Here is a 25,262-nt window from a genome sequence, read left to right as displayed (position 1 = left end):
TCGAATGGCATCGATTGAATCGTGCGTTCGCTTGAACCGACAGGAGCAACACCGTGAAAACCGCAATCGCAGCGCTCTCGCTTTCCGCTGTATCCGCACTTGTTTCAACGACCGCTTTTGCCGATGGCGGCATTGGCCGCGCTGGAACATATCAAACCTCGACCACCGCGCAAAGCACGATGACACGCGAGCAGGTTCGCGCCGAACTCGCGGCTTCGTATGCGAACGGAACGTTGCCGGCACTGAACCGCAATACGTATCCGGATCGCAGCATGGCAGGCGTTGCGATCGCGGCTCAACATGAACAACGTGCCCGCGATGCGGCGATTGCAGAAGAACGCAATCGTTCCATAGTCGAGTTCGCAAACGGCTCGGTCACGCAAAGCGGCAAGCCGCAAATCCGGTAATTGCGTTGAATTCACGCTGAATAATCAGGAGCCGATCATGGACGATCTCGCACCGCTGGAAGACTTCTCCGCACTCGATGACTGGTTGCCCGAAGCACCGCCGCTATGGACGCCCTTCAGGCCGGTCATGCACGAAGAAGCTGCTGTAGAGCTAGAGAATTGAATTGACCGCGGACGCACGAGGTCCGCGGACAATAACGATTCAAACTGTATTACCCGCAAGCGCCCACTTCGCCGCACGCCGTACAGAAGTCGCAGCCGTCCTTGCGGATCATTGCGTTCGCACCGCACGTCGGGCATTTGCGGCCGGGGATAGGCAGCAATGCATGAGGATTGGCGGCATCGGCGTTTTCCTCGACAACGGCCGTGATGTCGGCGCTGTCATCGGCGAGTTCTTGAGCGCCGAGCGTCACGGCCGCGCTTTCCTTGCGATGTTGCGCAAGCAGACGCGACGGCACTTGTCCGCCTTCGACATCGAGAAAACCACGTCGATGCAAGATCTGCTGGATCGCATACGCGAGCGCGGCCACTTCGGAATCATGCCAACGCGGCGACCTGTGGCCATCGAGACGCTCTACGTCACCTAGCCGCACCTGGCCGCGATCCCACGATACCTTGCGCATGTCCTGCAGATTGCGCGCCACGAAGCCGCCGCGCGCCGCAAGCGACAACGAGCGCATGGTCGCCGTGATCCACTGCTGCGATTCGTCGCGCTGACCCGTTGGAATGAAGAACTCGATAGGCCGCTCGATGGTGACATCTTCGCCGCCAAGCCGCCCGGTGATCTCCATGAACGACACCGCCACGTAAAGCGACTTCTTGCCCGCTTGCGTGAGGTATTCCACCTTCTCGATAATCGCCGGCAACTCGCCGCGCGGCCGGTGATCGATGGCAATGCGCAACGGATCGAGCTGCACTTCCGAGTCGGCTGCATCCGACGGATCCGAAGCGATCACAGCCGGCGTTTCCGGCGTAATCGACAACACGGCGCCGAGCGTTTCATTCGGCCGATACGTGGCAAGCCCCTTGAGTCCGCGATGCCATGCATCGAAGTAAAGATCCTTGAAGGCGTCGAAGGGATAATCGGCGGGCACGTTTACCGTTTTTGAAATCGATGTATCCACGAACGGCTGAACCGCCGCCATCATCTCCAGATGATCGTGCGCGGACATGTCGAGCGCGCTCACGAAATAGTCGGGCAGCGACTTCACATCGCCTCCAAGCTCGCGATACAACCGGTACGCGTGATCTTCAACAGCGAACGATTGCCTGCTGCCGTCGGCCATGCGTTTCGTGCGGGTATAAGTCCACGAGAACGCGGGTTCGATGCCGTTGGACGCGTTGTCCGCGAACGCGAGGCTCACCGTTCCGGTAGGCGCAATGGAAAGCAGATGGCTGTTGCGAATGCCGTCGCGACGGATCTCGGCCTTCAGGTCGTCGGGCAGGCGCGACGCGAAAGTGCCTGTTTCAAGGTACGTTTCTGCATTGAAGAGCGGAAAGGCGCCGCGTTCACGCGCCAGTCCCACCGATGCACGATACGCCTCGTCGCGCATCGTGCGCGCCACGCGGGTGGCGAAATCGCGTCCTTCCCGCGAGTCATAACGCACGCCGAGCATCACGAGTGTATCGCCGAGACCTGTGAACCCAACGCCAATGCGCCGCTTGTCCTGCGCTTCCTTGTCTTGCTCGGGCAGAGGCCAGAGCGTGACGTCGAGCACGTCGTCGAGAAAACGAACCTGCGTGCGCGTGCTTTTGGCAAGCGCGTCCCAATCGAAAACCGGCGTGCCGCCGTGCTGTTGCGCAAACGGATCGCGCACGAAACGCGTCAGATTCAACGGCCCGAGGTTGCAGCATCCATATGCAGGCAAGGGTTGCTCGCCGCATGGATTCGTTGCGCGGATCGTTTCCACGGCGCGCAGGTTGTTGTCGTCGTTCATGCGCGACATGAAGACCACGCCCGGTTCGGCCACGTCGTAGGTCGATCGCATGATCGTGTCCCACACCTCCCGCGCCTGCACCTCGCGATACACCCACAAACCGTCGTCACGCTGATGCGCGTCGGCGGAAGCCTTGAACGCGGGCGATGGTTCAGCGCGATGCACGAGCTGCCACGACGCATCGTCCGATACAGCCTGCATGAACTCGTCGGTCACCGCGACCGATACGTTGAAGTTGTTCCACCGTCCCTTCACGTGCTTCGCCGCGATGAACTCGAGCAGGTCCGGATGCGTGCAATCGAGAATGCCCATCTGCGCGCCGCGCCGCGAGCCCGCGCTTTCCACGGTCCTGCACGATGCATCGAATACATCCATGTAACTGCACGGTCCCGACGCCGCCGAACCCGTGGAATGCACGCGCGCGCCCTTCGGACGGATAGCGGAAAAGTTGTAGCCCACGCCGCCACCGCGCCGCATGGTTTCGGCTGCCTGCAGCAGCGCCACGTAGATGCCCGGCAAGCCGTTTTCATCGACGCCCTGAATTGCGTCGCCTACCGGCTGCACGAAGCAGTTGATGAGCGTTGCCTGAATGCCCGTCCCGGCCGCGCTCATGATGCGGCCCGCGCCCAGCGCGCCGCGCTGGAAATTCTCGAAGAACTCGGTTTCGGCCTGTTTGCGAAGCGCCTCGGGCTCCGCCAGCGCCACGCCGCGCGCGACCCGCCGGTAAATATCGTCGATACGGGTTTCGTCGCCCTTCGCGTACTTTTCCAGCATTACGTCGATGGAAAACTGCTGCGGTGAAACCGTCAGCTTCAAGTCGTCTTCAGCCATGTTCTGTCCTCATGTCCCGCAGTCATGCGTTGGTTGGTGCCGCGACGCCAAAGCCCCGCCCGTGGTCGTTTCATCACGGGACTACGCCTTCCGGAGTAGTCCCCCTGGAGGAGCGACATGAAGTCGCGTCATCCCATCGGCGAATGGGCGGCACGCCGCGCAGTTCCTAATCTTGCAGTCGATCCGCACTTCAACGCAAACTTAATCGACGAGCACGCTCCATGACGGCCGCACGCACGCCAACTGGCAAATCCCGTTCCATTCCGCCACCCTTGAGGCCGGACGCTGCATCGACCGCCGATCCGCGCGCCTGGCGCGTGCTGTGGTCGAGCACGTTCGCTTTCACCATCTGCTTCGCGATCTGGATGATGTTCGCGATTCTCGGCATTCCGCTGAAAACGCAGCTCGGCCTTTCCGATACCGAATTCGGCCTGATCGCGGCAACGCCGGTTTTGTCGGGTTCCCTCGCGCGCGTGCCGCTCGGCATCTATACGGATCGCTTTGGCGGACGCATCGTCTTTTTCCTGACGATGCTCGTCACCATCATTCCCCTCTGGCTGATGGCTTACGCCACGCAATTCTGGCAATTCATTGTGCTGGGTCTGCTGGTTGGCCTCGCGGGCGCGTGTTTTTCGATCGGCACGCCGTATGTGGCGCGCTGGTTTCCGAAGGACCGCCAGGGCCTTGCCATGGGCATCTTCGGCGCAGGCAACAGCGGCACGGCATTGACCAAATTCGTTGCGCCCGTGCTGATCGTGACGGCCGGCACATGGACGATCGTACCGAAGGTCTACGCCATCGCCATGCTCGTGACGGCCATCCTGTTCTGGCTAACGTCCGCGACCAATCCTGCGCATCGCGTGGAAAACCCGCCGAGTTTTGCAAGTCAGTTGAGCGTGATGAAGGATCGCCGCGCGTGGCGTTACTCGCAGTACTACTCGGTCGTGTTCGGCGGTTATGTTGGCCTCTCGCTCTGGCTGCCGCATTACTACGTCAGTCACTACGGTTTTCACATCGAACAGGCCGCATTGCTGGCGGCGTGTTTCTCGCTGCCCGGCGGCGTGCTGCGCGCAGTCGGCGGCTGGTTGTCGGATCGCTTCGGCGCGCAAAAAACCACGTGGATCGTGATGTGGACCGTGCTCGCATGCCTGTTCGTGCTGAGCTACCCCGACACCGCGCTGATCGTGCAATCGGCGCAAGGCCCGCTGGCGTTCAACATCGCGCTCTCGCCCACGTTGTTCACCGTGCTGATGTTCACCATCGGCATTGCAATGGCGATCGGCAAGGCCTCGGTATTCAAGTTCGTCTCCGACGAATACACCGGCAACATCGGCGCCGTATCCGGCGTTGTCGGTCTTGCCGGCGGCCTTGCAGGCTTCGCGCTGCCGATTCTTTTCGGCGCGCTCGCGGACCTGACTGGCGTTGCCAGCTCCTGTTTCATGCTGCTTTTCGGCGCGACGGCTGTCAGCCTGATCTGGATGTATTTCTCCTTCCGCGCGCCTGGCACCGCTGTGCAGCCACGCGCATCCGTTTAATCCCACCGGCAAAATCATGTCCAACTATGTGCTGAAAAATTGGGAGCCGGAAGATCCGGCTTTCTGGAAAACACGCGGCGCGGCGATTGCCAATCGCAACCTGTGGATTTCTATCCCGGCGTTGATGCTCGCGTTTTCGGTGTGGTCGTTGTGGAGCGTCGTTGTCGTCAATCTGGACAAGGGCGGTTTTCACTTCACGAAGAACGAGCTGTTCTGGCTGACTGCATTGCCCGCGCTTTCAGGCGCCACGCTGCGTATCTTCTATTCGTTTCTGGTCCCCATTTTTGGCGGCCGGCGTTTTACCGCGGTTTCCACGGCCACGTTGCTGATCCCCGCGCTCGGCATGGGTTTCGCGTTGCGCGATCCATCCACGAGCTATTCCACCATGCTCGTGCTCGCGTTGCTGTGCGGTTTCGGCGGCGCGAACTTCAGTTCGTCGATGGCCAACATCAGCTTCTTTTTTCCCAAGGCAAAAAAGGGACTGGCAACGGGCTTGAATGCGGGTATCGGCAATCTCGGGGTTTCGGTGGTCCAGTTCGTGACGCCGATCGTGATCGCAACCGCCGCGTTCGCATCGTTTGCGGGCAGCGGACAAACGTTTGTCAAAGACGGCGTCGAGCACGGCATCTGGTTGCAGAACGCCGGGTTTATCTGGGTTCCGTTCATTGTCGTGTCGTCTATCGCGGCATGGTTCGGTATGAACGATATCGCCGACGCGAAGGCCTCATTCGCCGATCAGGCCGTCATTTTCAAGCGCATGCATAACTGGCTCATGTGCTGGCTGTACATCGGTACGTTTGGTTCGTTCATTGGTTTCTCCGCGGGTTTCGCGTTGTTGACCAAGGCGCAATTTCCATCGATCAATCCGACCGCCTATGCGTTCCTCGGACCGCTTGCAGGCGCATTGACGCGCCCCATCGGCGGCTGGATTTCCGACCGCCTGGGCGGGGCGCGCGTGACGCTGTGGACCTTCGTCGGCATGATCGCGGCGGTGTTCGTTGTCATCTCGTTCATGCCGGGCGCGGGTACGACCGGCAACTTCGGCGGTTTTCTCGGCGCGTTCATCGTGTTGTTCATGCTGGCTGGGATTGGCAACGGCTCAACGTTTCGCATGATTCCCGTGATCTTCATGACCCAGCATCAACGGCTCTCGAAGGGAATGGATGCCGCCGGCCAGCGCCAGGCGCTGCACAACGCAGCGAAGGAATCCGCGGCCGTGCTGGGCTTTTCTGCAGCGATCGGCGCGTACGGCGGTTTCTTCATTCCAAAAACATTTGGCACGGCGCTCGACATGACCGGCTCGGCCGTTCCCGCGCTGTATGTATTCATCGCGTTCTACGTGACGTGCGTCGCCATCACGTGGTTCTTCTATGCACGCCGCAACGCCGGCATGCCTTGCTGACGCGCCCTATTCGACACAGGACACAACAATGAGTCATTTTCTGGATCGCCTGAAGTTCGTCAAGCGCACGCAATCGACGTTCGCAAACGGCCACGGCGCGGTTGTCAACGAAGACCGCAAGTGGGAAGACGGATATAGGAACCGGTGGCAGCACGACAAGATCGTGCGCTCCACGCACGGCGTGAACTGCACGGGTTCGTGCTCGTGGAAGGTGTATGTGAAGAACGGCCTGATCGTCTGGGAGACGCAGCAGACCGACTATCCGCGCACGCGCGCAGATTTGCCCAATCACGAACCGCGCGGCTGCCCGCGGGGTGCATCGTATAGCTGGTATGTGTATTCCGCGCAACGCGTGAAGTACCCGATGATCCGCGGCCGCCTGATGGAAATGTGGCGCGAAGCCCGCCAAAGCCTGGACCCGGTCGCGGCGTGGGCATCGATCAGCCAGGATCCCGTGAAGTCCGAGCGCTACAAGAGCGTGCGTGGACTCGGCGGTTTCGTGCGCGCCGACTGGAACACGGCGAACGAAATGATCGCGGCGGCGAATGCGTTCACCATCGGCAAGTTCGGGCCGGATCGGGTGATCGGCTTCTCCCCCATTCCCGCAATGTCGATGGTGTCATACGCGGCCGGCTCGCGTTATCTCAGCTTGATCGGCGGCGTGTGCCTCTCGTTCTACGACTGGTATTGCGATCTGCCGCCCGCTTCCCCACAAGTGTGGGGCGAGCAAACCGACGTGCCGGAATCGGCCGACTGGTACAACTCGACGTATCTGATGGTGTGGGGATCGAACATTCCTCAAACCCGTACGCCCGATGCGCACTTTTATTCCGAAGTCCGCTACAAGGGCACGAAGACCGTGGCGGTATCGTCGGATTTCGGCGAAATGGTCAAGTTCGGAGATATCTGGCTTGCGCCCACCCAAGGCACCGACGCAGCGCTTGCAATGGCAATGGGCCATGTCGTGCTCACCGAATTCCATGCAGCGAATGCATCGAACAAATCCGCGTATTTCCGCGACTACGTGAAGCAATACACCGACATGCCCATGTTGGTGCTCCTGCGCGACAACGGTGGAATGCTCGTTCCCGATCATTTCCTGCGTGCATCGCATCTCGCTGACAACCTGGACGAAGCGAACAACGCGCAATGGAAAACGCTCGTGCTCGACGCTGCCAGCGGCGAGATCGTCGCGCCCAACGGCACCGTCGGTTTCCGCTGGAACGAGGCGTCGCACAACAACGGCGAGAAGGTCGGGCGCTGGAACCTGGAACTCAAGGACGGCGGCAGCGGACGCGTTATCGATCCACGCCTGACAATGGTTCACCCGGGCGCGCACGATGAAGTCGTGAAGGTCGGATTCCCGTACTTCGGCAGCGAGCACAACGCGCTGCTGGAGCGTCATGTCCCGGCCAAGCGCGTCACGCTCGCCGATGGAACCAGCGCGCTTGTCGCGACCGTGTTCGATCTGCAGATGGCGAACTACGGCGTGGACCAGGGCCTCGGTGGACCGAACGTTGCAACGAGCTACGACGACGACGTTCCCTACACGCCCGCATGGCAGGAAAAGCACACCACGGTCCCGCGTAACCTCGTGATCCAGGTCGCGCGCGAATTTGCGACCAATGCGCATCAGACCGAAGGCAAGAGCATGGTGATCGTGGGCGCCGCGCTCAATCACTGGTATCACAACGACATGATTTATCGCGGCATCATCAACCTGTTGATGATGTGCGGTTGCGTGGGCAAGAGCGGCGGCGGCTGGGCACATTACGTGGGGCAGGAAAAGCTGCGTCCGCAATTCGGCTGGGCGCCGCTCGCGTTCGCGCTCGACTGGTCGAAGCCGCCGCGCCAGATGAACGGCACGTCGTTCTTCTACAACCACACGAGCCAGTGGCGTCATGAGAAGGTGGGCCTGAGCGAAATTCTCGCGCCGACCGCGCAGATGGGGAAGTATTCGAACCTTTCCATGCTCGACCTGAACGCCAAGTCCGAGCGCATGGGCTGGTTGCCAAGCGCGCCGCAACTCGGCGCCAATCCGCTCGACCTTACCGACGAAGCCGCTCGCGCCGGCATGAAACCCGTGGAATACGTGGTCGACCGCCTCAAGTCGGGCAAGCTGCAATTCTCTTGCGACGATCCGGACAACCCGGTCAACTTCCCGCGCAACATGTTTGTCTGGCGTTCGAACATTCTGGGCAGTTCGGGCAAGGGCCACGAGTACTTCCTGAAGTATTTGCTCGGCACGCAGAACGCCCTCTTCTCCGACGAAAACGACGCCATCATGCCGGGCGAAGTCAACGTGCGCCCAGCGGCCGAAGGCAAGCTTGATCTGCTGACGGTGCTCGATTTCCGCATGAGCACGACCTGCCTTTACGGCGATATCGTGTTGCCGACTGCAACGTGGTACGAGAAGGACGACCTGAACACGTCGGACATGCATCCGTTCATTCATCCGTTGTCGGAAGCCGTGCAGCCTCTGTGGGAAAGCAAGAGCGACTGGGAAATCTACAAGGGCATTGCCGAGAAGTTCGCGGAAATCGGCGGCGAGCATCTGGGCACGCGCACCGACCTGGTCTGCACGCCGCTCATGCACGACACCCCGGGCGAACTCGGCCAGCCGTTCGAGCCAAAGGACTGGCGCGCCGGCGAATGCGACCTGATTCCGGGAAAGACGGCGCCTTCCATGACGGTCGTCGAACGAAACTACAAGGACGTGTATCGCAAGTTCACGTCGGTCGGACCGCTCCTCGACACGCAAGGCAACGGCGGCAAGGGCATCAACTGGAACAGCGCGCATGAGGTCGGCGAACTCGCGCACATCACGAAAACCGTCACCGAACCGGGCGTAAGCCAGGGACGGCCGCGGCTGGATAGCGCCATCGATGCCGCCGAGATGATCCTCACCTTCGCGCCGGAAACGAACGGGCACGTTGCGGTGAAGGCGTGGGAAGCGTTGTCGAAGATCACGGGACGCGAACACGCGCATCTCGCGCTCGGCCGTGAACACGACAAGATCCGGTTCCGCGATGTCCAGGCGCAACCGCGCAAGATCATTTCCGCGCCAACGTGGTCAGGTCTCGAATCCGAGGAAGTGAGCTACAGCGCCGGTTATACGAACGTGCATGAAATGATTCCATGGCGCACGCTGACGGGCCGCCAGCAGTTCTATCAGGATCACCGATGGATGCTGGACTTCGGCGAGGGTTCGTGCGTGTATCGCCCGGCGATCAACACCAAAACGGTCACCGCCATGCTCGGCGCAAAGCCCAATGGCGAGCATGAACTCGTGCTGAACTGGATCACGCCGCACCAGAAATGGGGCATTCACTCCACTTACACGGACAACTTGCGCATGTTGACGCTTTCGCGCGGCGGCCCTCACGTGTGGGTGTCGGAAGTGGAAGCGAAAGAAGCCGGTCTTGTCGATAACGACTGGGTCGAAGTTTTCAACGTGAACGGCACGCTGACCGCGCGAGTGGTGGTGAGCCAGCGCGTGCCGCGCGGCATGTGCCTGATGTATCACGCGCAGGAAAAGATCGTGAACGTGCCGGGCGCTGAAACCAGCGGCATGCGCGGCGGTATCCATAACTCAGTCACGCGCACGGTGCTCAAGCCCACGCACATGATTGGCGGGTACGCGCAGCAAGCCTACGGTTTCAATTACTACGGCACGGTGGGATCGAATCGCGATGAGTACGTGATCGTGCGCAAGATGAAAAAAGTGGCGTGGCTCGAAGGTCCGCTCAAGGAAAGTGAAGGAGCTGCATCGTGAAAATTCGTGCGCAAGTTGCAATGGTGCTGAACCTGGATAAATGCATCGGCTGCCATACGTGCTCCGTGACGTGCAAGAACGTGTGGACGTCGCGCGATGGCGTGGAGTACGCGTGGTTCAACAACGTGGAAACGAAACCGGGCATCGGCTATCCGAAGGAATGGGAGAACCAGAAGAAGTGGCAAGGCGGCTGGATTCGCGACGCGGCCGGCCGGCTGCGTCCGCGTCAGGGCGGCAAGCTGAAGGTGCTTGCGAACCTGTTCGCGAACCCGAATCTGCCGGCTATCGACGACTACTATGAGCCGTTCACGTTCGACTACGAGCATCTGCAAAAAGCGCGTCTGAGCGAAACACCGCCGACCGCGCGCCCTGTTTCCGTCATCACCGGCAAGAAGATGGAGAAGATCGTATGGGGTCCGAACTGGGAAGACGACCTGGGCGGCGAGTTTTCATCGCGTGGCCGTGATGCATTGTTCGAGAACGTGCAGAAGGAGATGTATTCCACGTTCGAAAACACCTTCATGATGTATTTGCCACGTCTGTGCGAGCACTGCCTGAACCCGGCGTGCGTGGCGTCGTGCCCGTCCGGTTCCGTGTACAAGCGTGAAGACGATGGCATCGTGCTGGTCGATCAGGACAAGTGCCGCGGGTGGCGCATGTGCATTTCCGGTTGCCCGTACAAGAAGATCTACTTCAACTGGAAAAGCGGCAAGGCCGAAAAGTGCATCTTCTGTTATCCGCGGCTCGAAGCGGGTCAGCCGACCGTGTGCGCGGAAACGTGCGTCGGACGGATTCGTTATCTCGGCGTGCTGCTGTACGACGCCGACAAGATTGGCGATGCGGCATCGGTTGAGAACGAGAAGGACCTGTACCAGTCGCAACTCGACGTGTTCCTCGATCCCCATGATCCCAAAGTGCAGGCCGAAGCGCTCGCGCAAGGCATTCCGCAAAGCTGGCTGGATTCAGCGCGCAAATCGCCGGTCTACAAGATGGCCGTGGAATGGAAGATCGCGTTCCCGCTGCATCCGGAATACCGGACGTTGCCGATGGTTTGGTACATCCCGCCGCTTTCGCCAATTCAATCGGCGGCGGACGCGGGTCATATCGGCATGGACGGGATCATTCCGGACGTGAAGAGCCTGCGTATTCCCGTCAGGTATCTGGCGAACCTGCTGACCGCGGGCGACGAAGCGCCGGTCACGTCCGCGCTCGAACGCATGCTCGCCATGCGCGCGTTCAAGCGCGCGGAAGTCGTGCACGGCCGCGCCGAACCCGAATTGCTCGCGGGGCTTAACATCACGCCCGCGCAATTCGAGGACATGTATCAGACCATGGCGATCGCCAATTACGAGGATCGCTTCGTGGTGCCGTCGTCGCATAAGGAAATCGTGGAAGACAGCTTCAACGACAAAGCCAGTTGCGGTTTCACGTTCGGCAACGGCTGCTCGGGCGGGGTATCGGAGGGATCGTTGTTCGGCAAGAAACCGCAAGGCAGCGTAGTGTTCGCGGACATGCCGAAGTCACGCAAGAAGGCAGAGGTGGCGTCGTGAACAATCCGCTTTCCATTTACACGTTGCTGGCGAGCCTGCTCGATTACCCCGAGCAGGAATTGCTCGACGCACTCGGCGAGATCGATCAGGAGCTAAACGCGTTCCCGGACACGACCCGTGCCGCGCTTCAGCCGCTGCTCGCCTTGCTCGATGCTTCGCCGCTGATCGAATTGCAGGAGAACTACGTCGCGACGTTCGACCGTAATCCCGCGCATTCGCTGCATTTGTTCGAGCACGTTCACGGCGAAAGCCGTGATCGCGGACAAGCAATGGTCGATCTGCTCGATGAATACCGCCGCCACGGCCTGGAAATGGCGACCAACGAGTTGCCCGATCACGTGCCGCTCTTCCTGGAGGTGCTCGGCAACGTAGAGCCGTCCGAAGCGCGAACGTTACTCGACGAAGCCATCCACGTCCTCGCTGCGTTGGGCGACCGTCTTGCGCGCGATGAAAGCCCGTACGCGCGCGTATTCACCGTCTTGCGTTCAATGACGGATGTCGTGCCGCAAGCTGCCGAGATTCCACCCATTCGCGACATGGACGAGGCGCTCGAACGCTTCGGCCCGGGCGCAGACGGTGTCGAACCTTTGCTTGCTCCATCCACGTCCACGCCGATGGCCCAGCCGATGCATTTCCATCCGCGCCCGCCCGCCACGGCCAACTGAGTTCAAGGGACAACGCTCATGTTCAATCAATTCTTGTTCGGCATTTATCCGTACATTGCAGCCGCGATTTTCCTGTTTGGCAGCCTCGCGCGTTTCGAACGCGAGCAGTACACGTGGAAAACCGACAGCTCGCAGCTGCTTCATCGCGGCAATCTGCGGCTCGGAAATATCCTGTTCCACATCGGCATTCTCGGGTTGTTCTTCGGGCATCTAGTCGGCTTGTTGACACCGGTCGCGGTGTGGGATTTTCTCGGCATCGATCACAGCACGAAACAGGCAGTCGCAATGATCGCCGGCGGCATCATGGGATGGCTATGTCTTTCGGGCCTGCTCATCCTGATTCACCGTCGTATGACTAATGCGCGTGTATCGGCCGTCACTCGTACCGGCGACAAGGTCCTGCTGCTCTGGATCCTCGTCACGTTGATGCTCGGGCTGACGACCATAGGCATGTCCTCGGGTCACATGGACGGGCACATGATGGTTCAGTTGATGACGTGGGCGCAGCACGTGGTCACGTTCCGCGGTGACGCAGCCAGCTTCGTCGCTGAAACGCCGTTGCTGTTCCGCGCGCATCTGTTCATGGGCATGACGCTCTTCGTGATCTTCCCGTTCACGCGGCTCGTGCACGTCTGGAGCGGCTTCGGCTCCGTGACGTATCTTGGCCGCGCATGGCAACTCGTGCGTCCGCGTTGATCGCTGGAAGGGGAACATCATGGCAGTGATAGTCAATGGCACAGAACTGACGGACGACGATATTGAACGCGAGTTGCCCGCCAATGCGGACACACCCGATGCGCATCAGGCGGCACTCACGGCGGCCGTGTTGCGCCGCGTGCTGCTCGACGAAGCCGCGCGCCTGAAGCTGGCGCCGGCAGCCAGCGACGAGCAGTTGATCGAGGCATTGCTCGATCATCAGCTTGCCGGGACTGCGGCGCCCACGCACGAAGAGTGCGAGCGCCACTATCTGGCGGATCAGGAACGCTGGCGCGTCAACGAGCGCGCGCGCGTCAGCCACATCCTTTTCCAGGTGACCGAACGCGTGGATCTGGCAGCGCTGAAAAAGCGCGCCCAGCAAACGCTCGACGAGTTGGTCAGTGCGGGCACTGATGTCGAACTCCGTTTCGTCGATGCCGCGCGGACGCTGTCGAATTGTCCGTCGGGTATGGATGGTGGCGCGCTCGGAGAAATTGGCCGCGGCGATACCGTGGCAGAATTCGAGCGCGCGGTATTCGCCGCGCCCGCCGGAACGCTCTGCCCTGCGCTCGTGGAAACGGAATTCGGATTTCATATTGTCCGCGTCCACGAAAAATCGCCGGGCAAGGTGTTGCCATTCGAGCAGGTCGAACTGCGTATTCGCGACGCCATGTCGCTCGCGCTGCGCGACCTTGCCGAACAGCGCTACGTCACCGAAGCCGTAGCGCGTGCGGACATCAAAGGGTGGAAGGACGGGAATGCACTATGACGCAAACGGCGGCGGAGCTGCGCATCTTCGGTATTTGCGGGCGATCGGGACAGGGCAAGACCACGCTGATTGAATTGCTGTTGCCGTGGTTTCGCGCGCGCGGCCTGATTGTGAACGTGGTGAAACATAGCCATCATTCAATCGATCTGGAACCGCCTGGCAAGGACAGCGCGCGGTTTCGAGCGGCCGGCGCGGGAGAAGTGCTGATTGCGTCGCCGTATCGATACGCCATCGTGCGCGAACTGCATGGTGGCCCCGAACCCCCGCTCGCCGATCTGATCGCGCGTCTGAGTCCTGCCGATCTGATACTGGTGGAAGGCTTCACGCGCGAACCGTTGCCACGTCTGGAAGTCGTCCGCCCGGCAGAAGGCCGCGACCCGCTTTATCTCTCCGATACAGCCATCCTCGCCATTGCCACCGATGACGCCCCGCGTCTTCATGACGCACCCAATGTCCCGCTTCTGCCCCTGGCGGGCGTTGCGGAGATTGGGGAGTTCATATGTAAAACAGTCGGGCTCTCACCCTGAACTGCACGCACGCCGGATAATCAGGACCCTTTGCTTTTTTCCGGCGCCTTCCCGCAGTTCAATGTCCGACCATCTGCCTCAAGCGACTTCACTCGTCACGCCGCTGCGCTACCGGCTGTCCACTCGCATCGTCATGTTGTCGGGCGTGGCGCTGACGTTGTTTTTATCAATGATCGTCGGGACGCTGTGGCTCTCCTGGCAACTCGAGGGCGCCGGCGCCGCGATCAACGACGCCGGAAGCCTGCGCATGCGCGCGGGCAATATCGCGATCCAGCTTTCTGAAGCTCGCGCCGCTCGTCCCGCGAACGTAGCGTCGCAGAGCGCCCTGCTCGATCAGACACTCGCACGGCTCGCACAAGGCGATCCCGTCCGGCCACTTTTTCTTCCCGAAACCACCGCCATACGCGAGCAGTTCAACACTGTCTCCGCGATCTGGCACAACGTGCTCAAACCGGCTGTCGAGCAAAACGCTTCCGCTCCGTACCTGTATCTCGACCGCCTGCCCGCCTTCGTGGCTCAAGCCGATGCGCTCGTGCGCCTCATCGAGCAGGAAAATGCGCGCAAGACCGCGTGGTTGAGGCGCTCGCAACTCGCGCTCGCGGCGCTCGCCTGCCTTGGCACCATCGCGATCGTGTATCTGCTTTACGCGTGGTTCGTATTGCCTGTGCGACGGCTTGAACGGGGGTTATCGCGTATCGAACAACGCGAATTCACCGCGCGCTTGCAGGTCGAATCGCGCGATGAATTCGGCCGGCTGGCGCAAGGTTTCAATCGAATGGCGGGCGAGCTTCAAAGCCTTTACCGGGATCTTGCGCTGCGTGTCACGCACAAGACCGCGCAACTTTCGGCACGCAATAGCGAACTGCTCGCGCTTTATGAAATGACCGCGTTCCTGCACGGCGCGCACGACGTGGAAGTGCTGTGCCGCGGTTTTCTGACGCGCGTGATCCGTCAATTCAATGCAGACGCGGGCTCCGTACGCATCCTCGCCCAGAACGACGACAACCTTCACATGGTCGTGTCCCAGGGATTGCCGGAACACATGACTCACGTCGAGCGATGCATGCCCGCGCGCGATTGCGTATGCGGCGCGGTGGCGACCAGCGGCATTGCGGTGATCAAGGATCTGCGCGCGGGACGGCCTTCGTTCAGTGCGCCGCAAAGTGGTTCCGATTGCGGAAACGCCGGTTTTTCAGCGGTTGCGGCGTTCGGTATTGTCTCGCACGAAATTGCCCTTGGCTCCTTCTCGCTGCATTTTCGCCATGAACGCGAGATCCAGCCTTCCGATACACGCTTGCTGGATACGCTCGGACGGCATCTCGGGACGGCGCTGCAGAATCATCGGCTGGCTGCGGCGGCGCGCCAGCTTGCGGTCGCGCAGGAGCGTCATCTGGTCGCGCAGGGCTTGCACGACAGCATCGCGCAAAGCCTCAATTTCCTGAAGATGCAACTGCATCTGCTCGATGCCGCCGCGAACCGCGACGACATGGCCGAAGTCCGCGAGATCGTGCCGCTGCTGCGCGGCGGGCTGGAGGAAAGCTACGAAGACGTACGCGAGTTGCTGGTGAATTTCCGTACGAAATTCGGCGCTGGAAGTCTTCGCGACGCCATCGAGGAAACGGTTGCGCGATTCGAGCGGCAATCGGGCACGCCGTTGCAACTCGAATACGAAGAGGCGAGCGGCTTGCCTTTGCCCTCCGATCAGCAGTTGCAGGTGCTGTTCATCTTGCAGGAGGCGTTGTCGAACATCCGCAAGCATGCGTCGGCGTCGAATGTGCGCGTTGTGATCAGGAATGCCCGGGACTTTCATCTGAGTGTGCAGGACGACGGAGACGGTTACGATCCCGCCGATATCGCCAGCCGCGGCGAAGCGCATGTCGGCTTTCACATCATGCGCGAGCGCGCAGCGCGTCTTGGCGCACAACTCAGACTTGAAAGCCGGCCGGGCGGCGGCGCGCAAGTGAATCTTTTTCTGCCTGCGAGCAGAAGGCAGACAGCATGACTATTCGCATTCTTTTGATCGACGACCACACGCTGTTTCGCTCGGGCGTGCATGCATTGCTGCAGCGCCAGCCGGATTTCGAGGTCGTGGGCGATGCCGCCGATGGTATCGAGGGAATCAAGCGCGCAAAGCAGCACAGGCCGGACGTGGTGCTGCTCGATCTGAACATGCCGGGTTTGTCAGGCATCGAGACGCTGCAGTTGTTGCAGCAGGACCTGCCCGATACCGCGGTCATCATGCTGACGGTATCCGAAGACGTGGACGAACTCACGTCCGCGCTGCACGAAGGCGCGTGCGGATATCTGCTCAAGAACATGGACGCTGATGCCCTCGCCACCATGATCCGCCGCGCCGCCAATGGCGAATCGGTGATCGCGGAGAGCATGACGCAACGCTTGATCGCGAAGATGCGAGCACCGCTAAAAGCCGAGGAACTTCCCGCACGCGATACCCGCGAATCGTCGGCCCTGACGCCGCGCGAACGGGACATCGTGCGGATCGTGGCGCGCGGCGCAAGCAACAAGGACATTGCGCGCGAACTCGATCTGGCCGAAAGCACGGTCAAGATTCACGTGCGCAACGTGCTGCGCAAGCTCAATCTGACCAGTCGCGTGCAGATCGCGATTCACGCGCTCGCACGCGATACGGATACCTAAGACGTCAGGTCGCGATATACATCGGCATAGCGCAGCGCCGACGCTTCCCAGCCAAAGTCCTGCTCCATCGCGCGATGAACGACCGCCTTCCAATCCGGGCGGCGTGCTTTCAACGCAAACGCGCGCCGGATAGCCGCGACAATCGACGGCCGGTCGAACTTCTCGAAGACAAAACCCGTGGCGATTTCGTCGGCGAGATTTTCCAGCGATGTGTCCACCACCGTGTCCGCTAAACCGCCCACGCAGTGCACCAGCGGCAACGATCCATAAGCCAGCGCGTAAAGCTGCGTCAGGCCGCACGGTTCGAAGCGCGAGGGGACCATCACAATATCGCTGCCCGCGATGATCGAATGAGACAGCGTTTCGTCGAATCCCAGTTCCACCGCGACGGCTTGCGGATTGGCCGCCGCCGCGTTCTTGAGACCATTTTCGAGCGCCGGATCGCCGGTGCCAAGCACGACGAGCTGACCGCCGCGCTGGACAATATCGGGAATCACGGAAAGCAACAGATCGATGCCCTTCTGCTCCGTCAAACGGCTCACCACGCCGAACAGAAGCGCTTCCGGATCGCGCGCCAGCCCCATGCGCTCCTGCAATGCGGCCTTGCATTTCTCTTTGCCCGAAAACTTGTCGATCGAATATTGCGTATTGATGGCGGTATCGGTCGACGGATTCCAGACCGATTTATCGACACCGTTGAGAATGCCGCTGATGTCGTGCGTACGGGTGCGCAACAGACCGTCGAGGCCCGCGCCCTGGACCCGCGTCTGAATCTCGCGGGAATAAGTCGGACTCACGGTCGTGATGCGATCGGCGTAGAAAAGGCCGGCCTTCAGAAAAGAAAGATGGCCGTAGAACTCGATTCCATCGACAGAAAAAAAATCCGCCGGCAATTGCAGCACACCAAATCCGGCCGCCGGGAAAACGCCTTGATAGGCAAGGTTGTGAACCGTAATCACGGATGGTATTCGCGGCCTGCCCGAAGTCCGCTCCCACGCCCGCAAATAAGCCGGCGCGAGACCCGCATGCCAGTCATGCGCGTGAAGCACGTTCGGTTGCCACGCGGGATCGGCGCCATGGGCCATGCGCGCCGCCGCCCATCCGAGCAACGCGAAGCGCCGGTCGCTATCGGCGTATTGCGTGTGCGATGAATCCAGGTAGGGATTGCCCGGCCGGTTGTAGAAGGCATCGGCGCGCACGATGTACACCACGATTGCATGTGGCGCGAGCACGCCGCGTTCGAGCCTGACATTGCCGATTCCAAACGCCGGCCCGAGATCCGCCACGTGCTCGATCTGCGTCAAACCCGCCACCACGGACGGAAACGCCGGCAGGATCACCCGGGCATCCGTGCCCACTTGCATCTGGGCCGGCGGCAGGGCGCCCACGACATCGGCCAGGCCGCCGGTTTTCAAAAGCGGATACATCTCCGCTGCAACATGCAGCACGCATACGGTCATCGGTTCCCCATTGGCTGGTGGCGCCGACAGGAATCATCGGCGCAGATCTGGACGCAGTTTAGCGAACTATGACTGCTTTGCTTGTCCGAGACGTGTCAACGCCTCTTGCGTCACCAGCACCACACCGCTTTCCGTCCTGTAGAACCGTTCAGCGTCGTATTGCGGATCTTCGCCAATCACGAGCCCTTCCGGCAACGTGCAACCCCGGTCGATCACCACTTTCTTGAGACGGCAACTCGACCCGACCGTCACTTGCGGCAACAACACCGCTTCGTTGATATGACAAAACGAGTTGACCCGCACCGCCGATGAAAACACCGACCGCGCCACTTGCGACCCCGCGATCACGCAACCGCCGCAGACCAGCAGGTTGTTGATCGCGCCCTGCTGCCCGTGCAGGTCGCGCACGAACTTGCCTGGCGGCAACTGTTCCTGGTTGGTCCAGATCGGCCAGCGGCGATCGTAGAGATCGAGTGCGGGAATCGTGGATGCCAGATCAAGGTTGGCCGCCCAATAAGCATCGACGGTTCCCACGTCGCGCCAGTACGGCGGTGCGTTCGGATCCGTTTCCGACGTCACGCATGACATCCCGAACGGATGCGCGATCGCACGGCCGCTGGTGACCACACGAGGCAGGATGTCCTTGCCAAAATCGTGGTCCGTTTGCGACGTCAGGATGTTTTCTTCGAGCAACTGGTACAGGTACTTCGCGCTGAACACGTAGATGCCCATGCTCGCCAGCGCGATGTCGGGCTTGCCTGGCATCGACGGCGGATCTTCGGGTTTTTCGAGAAACGCCGTGATGCGCCGTTGCTCATCCACATGCATGACGCCGAACGCGGTGGCTTCCATGCGCGGCACTTCAATGCAACCCACTGTGCAATCCGCGCCGCTTTCCACATGGTCGAGCACCATGCGCGTGTAGTCCTGCTTGTAGATATGATCGCCCGCTAGCACGACGATGTACTCCGGGCCAATGGAACGGATTATGTCGAGGTTCTGGAACACGGCGTCCGCCGTACCGCGATACCAGCTTGCGTCCACGCGTTGTTGCGCGGGCCAGATATCGATGAACTCGTTGAACTCGCCGCGCAGGAAACCCCACCCGCGCTGCAAATGGCGCAGGAGCGAATGCGCCTTGTATTGCGTGACCACGGCAATTCGCCGGATGCCCGAATTCAGGCAGTTCGACAACGCAAAGTCGACGATCCTGTACTTGCCGCCGAAATGCACCGCTGGCTTGACGCGTTTGTTGGTCAGCGCTCCGAGGCGCGTGCCCCGGCCGCCTGCAAGGACAATAGCCAGCGTGTTCTTTTGCAGATCCGTATGACTTTGCGACAGTCTTTCCTTGTTCAGCGTCTCCATACTGACCTCCTTTTTTGCGGCCTCTGCGGCCTGTTTCTAAATAGTTTTCAGCCACCAACCATGCGCGTCGCCGGCGCGTTCCGGGTTGATTTAAAGCAACGAGTGCGATTTTCTCCAGAGGAATTGGATGGATTTGAAACAATGCGCGTGAGAACGATTCTGCTGCAAAGGTGAACAGTTCGCACCTGCTTTTCCATATCCGGCCACTAAAGATCTAGCCGACGGCGGAAGCGTCCGGCCGCACAGGCGAAACATGCAAGAAAACTTTGGTGTTCATCGAGTTCGGCGATTTGAGCAATCTCCGTGCCAAACGGATCAATAAGCGCACATGTTCATGGCGATGTGTCGTGCAAATGCAAAATATGGTCGAGCCCGCGTCATGACGCCATGCGCCACGGCACAATAATGTGCGCGACCATAAATGCTATAAACCGCCCGATTGCCATTCCGGCCACTGACGAAAAAACACATCATGAATAACGTCCTCAGCATCCAGTCGCACGTTGTCTTCGGCCATGCCGGAAACAGCGCGGCGGTATTCCCAATGCGCCGCATGGGCGTGAACGTCTGGCCGCTCAACACGGTGCAGTTCTCGAACCACACGCAATATGGTCGCTGGACCGGCAGCGTGGTCGATGCCGGCGAGCTCACGCGCGTGATCGAAGGCGTTGGGGCTATCGGCGTACTGCCGCGCTGCAACGCCGTGCTTTCCGGCTATCTCGGAGCACCCGACCAGGCCGCGGCGGTGGTCGAGATCGTCAAGATGGTGAAGGCCGTGAATCCGAAAGCGCTTTATTTCTGCGATCCCGTCATGGGCGCGGCGACGGGTTGCATCGTGGAGCCGGGAATTCAGGAGTATCTGGTCACGAACATGCCCGAGATCTCCGACGCCATGACGCCGAATCACATCGAGTTGCAGAAGCTCACCGGCCGGACCATCGAAACCGTGGAAGAAGCCGTCGATGCGTGCCGCGAGATCATCGCGCGCGGGCCGAAGGTCGTCCTGGTCAAGCATTTGATCGACAGAAACAGCCGCGCCGACACCTTCAACATGCTCGCCGTGACGGAGACGCAGGCGTGGTTTGCACAGCGCCCGCTGTATCCGTTTGCACGTCAGCCGGTCGGCGTGGGCGACCTGACGAGCGCGGTCTTCCTCGCGCGCACGTTGCTCGGCGATTCGGTTCGCGAAGCTTTCGAACATACGTTGGCCGCCGTCAATGCGGTCGTAAAAACCACTTATGAAGCCGGTCGATACGAACTGGAAATCGTCGCGGCACAGGACGAAATCGCGCATCCGACCGAGTTGTTTCCCGCGCTCGCCGTGCACGCGGAATAAGGCGCCACGCCAGTCCACGGGCGGGACCGGCACTTGCTGCAACCCATGACGTCGCCGGCTCGGACCGGCCCCAAACAGGTGCATCGCGAGCTGGCGCTTGAGCTCGTTTCGCATCGAACCAGGGAACGCCATGGCTCAGATATCCAGTCAGAAACTCGAAGGTCAGGTCGCGCTCGTCACCGGCGGAAGTTCCGGTATTGGCTACGGCGTCGTGCTTGCGCTCGCCAAGGCCGGCGCGAGCGTCGCCATCAACTACCACTCCCACGGCGAAGAAGCCGAAAGCCTCGCCAACCAGATCGAACGGGACGGCGGCCAGGCCTTTGCGATCAAGGCCGACGTCTCGGACGAAGGCGATATCGATTCCATGTTCGACGCGCTCATCCAGCGCTTCGGCACGGTCGATATCGTGGTCGCCAACTCGGGCCTGCAGAAAGACGCCCGCTTCATCGACATGACGCTCGCCGACTGGAACGCGGTCATGAACGTCAACCTCACCGGTCAGTTCATGACCGCGCAACGCGCCGTTCGCGAATTTCTCCGGCGGGGGCCGCGCCCGGTATCGAAGGCGCTGGGCAAGATCATCTGCATGAGCTCGGTTCACGAAGTCATTCCATGGGCCGGACACGTGAACTACGCGACGTCGAAAGGCGGCATCCAGATGATGATGAAATCGCTTGCGCAAGAGGTCGCGCCACACAAGATCCGCGTAAATTCCATCGCCCCCGGCGCGATAAAAACGCCGATCAACAAGTCTGCCTGGGACAACCCCGAGGCGCTGAATAAGCTGCTTGAACTCGTGCCCTACGGCCGCATTGGCGAGGCTGAGGACATTGGCAACGCGGTGGTCTGGCTCGCTTCGGACGAGAGCGACTACGTGACCGGCACCACGCTTTTCGTGGATGGCGGCATGACCTTGTATCCCGGATTCGCCGACAATGGCTGATCCTCGCGCGCAAGATCCACACGACGACAACCCGGTGAAGACCAACCCGCCCACGCCGCACGGCATTCCTATCGATGCGCACGGTGTGATCGGCAATATGCGCACGACGGCGCTTGTATCGACGCAAGGTGCGATCGACTTTATGTGTTTTCCGCGCGTCGATTCGCCGACCATCTTCGGCGCGCTTCTCGATGAAAAACGCGGCGGCACCTTCAGCATTGCACCGGCTTTCGAGATCGCGCGAACCAAGCAGATGTATCTGCCCGAGACCAATGTGCTGCTGACGCGCTTCATGTCCGGCGAGGCAGTGTGTGAGCTGGTCGACTTCATGCCGGTTTCAAAAGACGATGAAGAAGTGAAAGGCGATTTCAACTGCATCGTCCGCGTGGTGCGCGCGAAATACGGCGACATGTCCGTGCGCGTGCAGTGCGCGCCGCGCTTCGACTACGCCCGTAGCAGCCACGAAGCCACGCAAGCCGATGAAAACAGCGTCCGTTTCGTGGCTTCGGGGAAGAGCAAGAACGAATCGCTGCTGCTCGCGTCCACGGTCAAGCTGGATATCGATAAAAACGATGCCTTCGCGCAATTCGATCTCAAGGAAGGCGAGACGGCGTGCTTCATGTTCGGCGCAGAATCAGAGCTGGCTTGCACCGAACTGCGGTGCAAAGAGGCGCTCTCGGACACCATCGATTACTGGCGTGCGTGGTCGGCGAAATCGACGTATCACGGGCGGTATCGTGAAGTGGTGATGCGCTCCGCGTTGCTGCTCAAGTTGCTGAGCTCGCGCGAAACCGGCGCAATCGTCGCCGCGCCCACCTTCGGCCTGCCTGAAACGCCCGATGGCGGCCGCCGCTGGGATTACCGCTACACGTGGATACGGGACGCCGCGTTCTCTGTCTACGCCCTGCTGCGCCTTGGCTACATAGGCGAGGCGCGCGACTTCAAGAACTGGATTGCCGCGCGCAACCAGCAATGCGATTCCGATGGCTCGTTCAAAGTGATGTACGCCGTCGACGGCGAAGAACCGCCCGACGAGGAAGCAGTCGATACGCTCCACGGCAGCGGCACCGAACCGCCGTTGATCGGCAACGGCGCGCGCGATCAGACCCAGCTCGATGTGTACGGTGCGTTGCTCGACGCAATGTATCTCTACAACAAATACGGCGAGGCCATTTCCTACGATGGCTGGCAGCACGTCACACGCACTGTCAACTTCGTGGTGAAGAATTGGCAGAACGCAGACCAGGGAATCTGGGAATTCCGCAACGGCGAACGGCCGCTGCTGCATTCCAGGCTCATGTGCTGGGTTGCACTCGACCGGGCGATCCGCCTCGCGCAAAAGCGTTCGCTACCGGCACCTTTCCAGGACTGGAACGCAGTACGAGACGCAATCCATCAGGATATCTACACGAATTTCTGGAACGACGAAATCAAGAGTTTCGTGCAGACGCCCGACTCAAATACGCTCGATGCATCCACGCTGATGATGCCACTCGTGCGTTTCATAGGACCGAAGGATCCGCGCTGGCTGACCACGCTGGATGCGATCGGCAACGAGCTAGGTGTCGACCCCTTGATCTTTCGATACACGCGCGGCGATTCGCTCGATGGACTTCCCGGCGAGGAAGGCGGTTTTAGCGCGTGTTCGTTCTGGTACGCCGAAGCGCTCGCGCGCGCGGGCCGCGTGGATGAAGGCCGGCTGGTCTTTGAGAAAATGCTTGCCTACGCAAACCACGTCGGGCTTTATTCGGAAGAAGTCGCCATCAGTGGAGAAGCGCTCGGAAACTTTCCCCAGGCGCTCACGCATCTGGCTTTGATAAGCGCGGCATTCCAGCTTGACCGAAGTCTCGGTGGCGAACATCCGGAATGGTCGTAGAAACACTTAAAGGGTACTGATGAAGCAGATCAAGGTGGACGTCGCCGTCATCGGCGCAGGAACGGCTGGAATGGCCGCGTATCGTGCGGCACGCAGCGCGGGCAAGGAAGCGGTGATCATAGAAGCGGCTGAGTTCGGGACGACGTGCGCGCGCGTGGGCTGCATGCCTTCAAAGCTTTTGCTGGCCGCCGCAAACGGCTTGCACGATGCAAAGGATCAAGCAGCGCGAGGCATAGAAGGCACGCATGATCTCGAAGCCAACAGCGAGCACGTGCTCGCTTATGTGCGTAGTGAACGCGATCATTTCGTCAAGGGCGTGCTGGAAGAAATCGGTTCGTTCCCGCCAGAAACCGTGATTCGCGGACGCGCGCGTTTCGAGTCGCGCAACGTGTTGATCGTGGATGACGCAACGCGCATCGACGCCGCAAGCGTGGTAATCGCGACAGGCTCGGCATCGGTCATTCCCGACGACTTCAAGATCTTTGGCGACAAACTCGTCACAAGCGACGATGTCTTCGATCTGAAGGCGTTGCCCAAGCGTTGCGCGGTCTTCGGCGCGGGGCCAATCGCGCTGGAAATAGGCCAAGCATTATCGCGGCTTGGCGTGGACGTTTTCATGTTCAGCCAGAAAAACCAGGTGGGCGCAATCACCGATACGCCGGTTCGCGATACCTTGATCAAGGCATTGCAAGAGGAGTTCTACCTCGATCCGGATGCAACCATCCACGAAAAAACAATGCAGGATGGCCAACCAACCCTGCGATTCAAATCGCTCGATGGCACCGATCGTACCGAGCGTTTCGATCTCGTGCTCGTCGCCACCGGCAGGAAACCAGCGCTGAGCAGTCTGCATCTGGAAACCACCGGTATCGAGCTCGACAAAAAGGGCGTTCCCGTCTTCAACGAACAATCGATGCAATGCGGCGACAGCAGTATTTTTATCGCAGGCGATTGCGACGATACGCGCCCTTTTCTCTCGGACGCCGCCGACGAAGGCAAGCTGGCAGGCGACAACGCCGCCAACTTTCCCAAGGTGCAGAGCGTCAAGCGCAAGGTGCCTTTTTCGCTAGTCTTTTGTGAACCGCAAGTGGCGATTGTGGGCGCGTCTTATGACGACCTCGATAAACAAATGACGGTAACCGGCAGCGTCTCTTTCGAAACGCAGGGTCGCAGCCGCGTGCTGAGGCAAAACCGCGGATTGCTGCATGTCTATGCGCACGCGAAGACCGGCAAGCTGCTCGGCGCACAAGGTTGCGGGCCGTCGATCGAACATCTGGGACATCTGCTTGCGTGGGCGTTGCAACTGGATCTGACCGTCGAAGAAATGCTGAAGATGCCGTACTACCATCCGGTTGTCGAGGAAGGTCTGCGCACGGCGTTGAAGGAAGCGAACAAGAAGTGCTTCGAAGAACGCGCGGAGAAAGCGCCGGAACTGGCAAGCGCTGTGGGTTGTTGAAGCTTTACTTAAAATCTGCACACGCTCACAGCACGAAAAAAAGCCCGCTTGAACTTCATGTTCAAACGGGCTTT

General features: G+C 60.4%; 19 protein-coding genes. 16 read left to right on the top strand and 3 right to left on the bottom strand.

Annotation, left to right across the window (positions count from 1 at the left end; genetic code table 11):
- Positions 1-53 precede the first annotated feature (53 nt).
- Together ASG35_RS27000 and ASG35_RS32490 are read left to right on the top strand one after the other, a co-directional pair.
- On the top strand, positions 54-407 hold the full coding sequence (locus ASG35_RS27000) for a DUF4148 domain-containing protein (RefSeq protein WP_056364934.1): 354 nt from the start codon (positions 54-56) through the stop codon (positions 405-407).
- A gap of 37 nt (positions 408-444) precedes the next feature.
- Positions 445-570, top strand: a complete 126-nt coding sequence (locus ASG35_RS32490; protein ID WP_268761142.1) for a hypothetical protein — start codon at positions 445-447, stop codon at positions 568-570.
- Between the two features lie 49 nt (positions 571-619).
- Here ASG35_RS32490 and ASG35_RS26995 read toward each other — a convergent pair whose 3' ends face one another.
- Positions 620-3,175, bottom strand: a complete 2,556-nt coding sequence (locus ASG35_RS26995; RefSeq protein ID WP_056364931.1) for an adenosylcobalamin-dependent ribonucleoside-diphosphate reductase — start codon at positions 3,173-3,175, stop codon at positions 620-622.
- Between the two features lie 221 nt (positions 3,176-3,396).
- Between ASG35_RS26995 and ASG35_RS26990 the strand changes: the two genes are divergently transcribed.
- The 10 genes from ASG35_RS26990 to ASG35_RS26945 all read left to right on the top strand — a co-directional run bounded on the left by ASG35_RS26990 (position 3,397) and on the right by ASG35_RS26945 (position 16,752).
- Positions 3,397-4,710, top strand: a complete 1,314-nt coding sequence (locus ASG35_RS26990; RefSeq protein WP_082508637.1) for an MFS transporter — start codon at positions 3,397-3,399, stop codon at positions 4,708-4,710.
- Positions 4,711-4,726: 16 nt separating this feature from the next.
- Positions 4,727-6,112, top strand: coding sequence for a NarK family nitrate/nitrite MFS transporter (locus ASG35_RS26985; RefSeq protein ID WP_056364928.1), 1,386 nt, complete (start codon positions 4,727-4,729; stop codon positions 6,110-6,112).
- 28 nt (positions 6,113-6,140) lie between these two features.
- Entirely contained in the window at positions 6,141-9,887 is a 3,747-nt protein-coding gene (locus ASG35_RS26980) for a nitrate reductase subunit alpha (RefSeq protein ID WP_056364927.1), read from the top strand.
- Complete coding sequence (narH, locus tag ASG35_RS26975; RefSeq protein ID WP_056364924.1) at positions 9,884-11,437, top strand: nitrate reductase subunit beta; 1,554 nt, start codon at positions 9,884-9,886, stop codon at positions 11,435-11,437. The genes ASG35_RS26980 and narH overlap by 4 nt, the downstream gene beginning before the upstream one ends.
- Positions 11,434-12,102: a nitrate reductase molybdenum cofactor assembly chaperone gene (gene narJ, locus ASG35_RS26970; protein WP_056364921.1), complete on the top strand. Its 669-nt coding sequence runs from the start codon at positions 11,434-11,436 to the stop codon at positions 12,100-12,102. Before narH ends, narJ begins: the two co-directional genes overlap by 4 nt.
- Positions 12,103-12,120: 18 nt before the next feature.
- The gene (gene narI / locus ASG35_RS26965; RefSeq protein ID WP_056364918.1) at positions 12,121-12,798 is read left to right on the top strand and encodes a respiratory nitrate reductase subunit gamma; all 678 of its coding nucleotides are present in this window, start codon (positions 12,121-12,123) and stop codon (positions 12,796-12,798) included.
- 19 nt (positions 12,799-12,817) lie between these two features.
- Entirely contained in the window at positions 12,818-13,567 is a 750-nt protein-coding gene (locus tag ASG35_RS26960; protein WP_056364915.1) for a peptidylprolyl isomerase, read from the top strand.
- A complete protein-coding gene (mobB, locus tag ASG35_RS26955) occupies positions 13,564-14,094 on the top strand; it encodes a molybdopterin-guanine dinucleotide biosynthesis protein B (protein ID WP_056364912.1) in 531 nt (176 codons plus the stop codon). Before ASG35_RS26960 ends, mobB begins: the two co-directional genes overlap by 4 nt.
- A 61-nt stretch (positions 14,095-14,155) precedes the next feature.
- Positions 14,156-16,096: a type IV pili methyl-accepting chemotaxis transducer N-terminal domain-containing protein gene (locus ASG35_RS26950; protein WP_056364909.1), complete on the top strand. Its 1,941-nt coding sequence runs from the start codon at positions 14,156-14,158 to the stop codon at positions 16,094-16,096.
- The gene (locus ASG35_RS26945; protein WP_056364906.1) at positions 16,093-16,752 is read left to right on the top strand and encodes a response regulator; all 660 of its coding nucleotides are present in this window, start codon (positions 16,093-16,095) and stop codon (positions 16,750-16,752) included. Before ASG35_RS26950 ends, ASG35_RS26945 begins: the two co-directional genes overlap by 4 nt.
- Here the strand turns inward: ASG35_RS26945 and glgA are convergent.
- Positions 16,749-18,212 (bottom strand): glycogen synthase GlgA, encoded by a 1,464-nt coding sequence (gene glgA, locus ASG35_RS26940; protein WP_056364903.1) that lies wholly within the window; start codon positions 18,210-18,212, stop codon positions 16,749-16,751. The genes ASG35_RS26945 and glgA overlap by 4 nt on opposite strands.
- A 66-nt stretch (positions 18,213-18,278) precedes the next feature.
- Complete coding sequence (glgC, locus tag ASG35_RS26935) at positions 18,279-19,577, bottom strand: glucose-1-phosphate adenylyltransferase (RefSeq protein WP_056364901.1); 1,299 nt, start codon at positions 19,575-19,577, stop codon at positions 18,279-18,281.
- Positions 19,578-20,049: 472 nt separating this feature from the next.
- On the opposite strand from glgC, the gene pdxY reads away from it, so the two are divergent.
- The 4 genes from pdxY to ASG35_RS26915 all read left to right on the top strand — a co-directional run bounded on the left by pdxY (position 20,050) and on the right by ASG35_RS26915 (position 25,188).
- Positions 20,050-20,913, top strand: coding sequence for a pyridoxal kinase PdxY (gene pdxY, locus ASG35_RS26930; RefSeq protein ID WP_056364898.1), 864 nt, complete (start codon positions 20,050-20,052; stop codon positions 20,911-20,913).
- A 130-nt stretch (positions 20,914-21,043) separates the two neighbouring features.
- Positions 21,044-21,856, top strand: coding sequence for an SDR family oxidoreductase (locus ASG35_RS26925; protein ID WP_056364894.1), 813 nt, complete (start codon positions 21,044-21,046; stop codon positions 21,854-21,856).
- Positions 21,849-23,732 carry a glycoside hydrolase family 15 protein gene (locus ASG35_RS26920; RefSeq protein ID WP_268761141.1) on the top strand — a complete coding sequence of 628 codons (1,884 nt, stop codon included), beginning with the start codon at positions 21,849-21,851 and terminating at the stop codon, positions 23,730-23,732. Before ASG35_RS26925 ends, ASG35_RS26920 begins: the two co-directional genes overlap by 8 nt.
- Positions 23,733-23,751: 19 nt before the next feature.
- Positions 23,752-25,188, top strand: coding sequence for a dihydrolipoyl dehydrogenase (locus tag ASG35_RS26915; protein WP_056364891.1), 1,437 nt, complete (start codon positions 23,752-23,754; stop codon positions 25,186-25,188).
- The last annotated feature ends 74 nt before the right edge of the window (positions 25,189-25,262 follow it).

This window comes from Burkholderia sp. Leaf177 (assembly GCF_001424345.1).
Taxonomy (GTDB): domain Bacteria; phylum Pseudomonadota; class Gammaproteobacteria; order Burkholderiales; family Burkholderiaceae; genus Caballeronia.
This window is presented reverse-complemented; position numbering and strand designations above follow the sequence as displayed.

Bases quoted from the DNA above. Each gene is read 5' to 3' on its own strand.
- ASG35_RS32490 (WP_268761142.1), top strand. From the start codon at position 445: ATGGACGATCTCGCACCGCTGGAAGACTTCTCCGCACTCGATGACTGG.
- ASG35_RS26995 (WP_056364931.1), bottom strand. From the start codon at position 3,175: ATGGCTGAAGACGACTTGAAGCTGACGGTTTCACCGCAGCAGTTTTCC.
- ASG35_RS26990 (WP_082508637.1), top strand. From the start codon at position 3,397: ATGACGGCCGCACGCACGCCAACTGGCAAATCCCGTTCCATTCCGCCA.
- ASG35_RS26985 (WP_056364928.1), top strand. From the start codon at position 4,727: ATGTCCAACTATGTGCTGAAAAATTGGGAGCCGGAAGATCCGGCTTTC.
- ASG35_RS26980 (WP_056364927.1), top strand. From the start codon at position 6,141: ATGAGTCATTTTCTGGATCGCCTGAAGTTCGTCAAGCGCACGCAATCG.
- narI (WP_056364918.1), top strand. From the start codon at position 12,121: ATGTTCAATCAATTCTTGTTCGGCATTTATCCGTACATTGCAGCCGCG.
- ASG35_RS26960 (WP_056364915.1), top strand. From the start codon at position 12,818: ATGGCAGTGATAGTCAATGGCACAGAACTGACGGACGACGATATTGAA.
- mobB (WP_056364912.1), top strand. From the start codon at position 13,564: ATGACGCAAACGGCGGCGGAGCTGCGCATCTTCGGTATTTGCGGGCGA.
- ASG35_RS26950 (WP_056364909.1), top strand. From the start codon at position 14,156: ATGTCCGACCATCTGCCTCAAGCGACTTCACTCGTCACGCCGCTGCGC.
- ASG35_RS26945 (WP_056364906.1), top strand. From the start codon at position 16,093: ATGACTATTCGCATTCTTTTGATCGACGACCACACGCTGTTTCGCTCG.
- glgA (WP_056364903.1), bottom strand. From the start codon at position 18,212: ATGACCGTATGCGTGCTGCATGTTGCAGCGGAGATGTATCCGCTTTTG.
- glgC (WP_056364901.1), bottom strand. From the start codon at position 19,577: ATGGAGACGCTGAACAAGGAAAGACTGTCGCAAAGTCATACGGATCTG.
- pdxY (WP_056364898.1), top strand. From the start codon at position 20,050: ATGAATAACGTCCTCAGCATCCAGTCGCACGTTGTCTTCGGCCATGCC.
- ASG35_RS26925 (WP_056364894.1), top strand. From the start codon at position 21,044: ATGGCTCAGATATCCAGTCAGAAACTCGAAGGTCAGGTCGCGCTCGTC.
- ASG35_RS26920 (WP_268761141.1), top strand. From the start codon at position 21,849: ATGGCTGATCCTCGCGCGCAAGATCCACACGACGACAACCCGGTGAAG.
- ASG35_RS26915 (WP_056364891.1), top strand. From the start codon at position 23,752: ATGAAGCAGATCAAGGTGGACGTCGCCGTCATCGGCGCAGGAACGGCT.